Source organism: Paenibacillus sp. TY11 (assembly GCF_059772165.1).
Window position 1 is genome coordinate 1 of record NZ_JCBAIQ010000076.1, and the last position, 541, is coordinate 541.

5 tRNA genes are annotated in these 541 nt (G+C 52.7%); all 5 read left to right on the forward strand.

Features of this window, described 5'->3' with window-relative positions:
• Positions 1–45 precede the first annotated feature (45 nt).
• Positions 46–117, forward strand: a tRNA-Glu gene (locus AC6EJC_RS26875).
• A 9-nt stretch (positions 118–126) separates the two neighbouring features.
• Positions 127–202 (forward strand) — tRNA-Val (locus tag AC6EJC_RS26880).
• A 31-nt stretch (positions 203–233) separates the two neighbouring features.
• Positions 234–307 (forward strand) — tRNA-Met (locus AC6EJC_RS26885).
• Positions 308–333: 26 nt separating this feature from the next.
• Positions 334–410, forward strand: a tRNA-Asp gene (locus AC6EJC_RS26890).
• Between the two features lie 13 nt (positions 411–423).
• Positions 424–499, forward strand: a tRNA-Thr gene (locus AC6EJC_RS26895).
• Positions 500–541 lie beyond the last annotated feature (42 nt).

Below are 541 nucleotides of genomic sequence, written 5' to 3' on the forward strand. Positions count from 1 at the left end.
GAGGGTTCGAATCCCTCTCTCTCCGCCAGAATTATTTTATTGCATGGCCCGTTGGTCAAGGGGTTAAGACACCTCCCTTTCACGGAGGTAACAGGGGTTCGAATCCCCTACGGGTCATAGTAATTCGGAGGCTTAGCTCAGCTGGGAGAGCATCTGCCTTACAAGCAGAGGGTCGGGGGTTCGATCCCCTCAGCCTCCACCATAAGTAGTTTTGAGAAAACCCTTTTCAATGTCGCGGGGTGGAGCAGTTCGGTAGCTCGTCGGGCTCATAACCCGAAGGTCGCAGGTTCAAATCCTGCCCCCGCAATTACTTCAACTAAGAAAGTTGACTCTGGAACCGTGGTGTAGAGGCCTAACATGCCTGCCTGTCACGCAGGAGATCGCGGGTTCGAATCCCGTCGGTTCCGCCATTTAACTTAATATGCCGGTGTAGCTCAACTGGTAGAGCAACTGACTTGTAATCAGTAGGTTGGGGGTTCAAGTCCTCTCGCCGGCACCATTTTGGAGGATTAGCGAAGTGGCCAAACGCATCAGACTGTAA